The organism is Pseudomonas sp. NPDC088885 (assembly GCF_044750025.1).
GTDB lineage: Bacteria > Pseudomonadota > Gammaproteobacteria > Pseudomonadales > Pseudomonadaceae > Aquipseudomonas > Aquipseudomonas rustica.
This window is the reverse complement of record NZ_JBIVJB010000049.1, coordinates 1-414: the sequence shown is the minus strand read 5'-3', so window position 1 is coordinate 414 and position 414 is coordinate 1. Positions and strand designations below refer to the sequence as shown.

The 414-nt window shown below is 56.8% G+C and carries 1 pseudogene; it reads right to left on the bottom strand.

What is annotated here, in order from left to right:
• Positions 1–414 (bottom strand): annotated as a pseudogene (locus ACIP1X_RS18380) (OmpA family protein); the annotation flags it as partial.

Below are 414 nucleotides of genomic sequence, written 5' to 3'. Positions count from 1 at the left end.
AGCAGCAGCAGGCTTGGAGCCGCCACCGAAGTTCACACCGATACCGACGCTTGGAGCCCACTCGGTGTCGCCTTTGTCGATGTTGTACTGAGCTTCAACGCCAGCACGGGCGTAGAAGTTGTCAGTGAAGTACAGCTTGGCGCCGCCACCAACGTTAGCGAAGGTCGAACGGTCACGGCTGTTCGAACCGTTCTGGTCGATGCTCTGGTCGGAGAAACCGGCCGAGACGTATGGACGCAGCATGTCGCCTGGGTTGTTGAAGTGGTACAGAGCGTCCAGAGCGGTGTTAGCGCCTTTAACGTTCTTGCCGTCGTCGGAACGCACGTTGTGCACTTAGTCGTAGCCCAGACGCAGTTCAACGTCGTCGGTCAGAAAGTAAACGATCGAACCGACGAACAGTTTGCCGTTGTTATT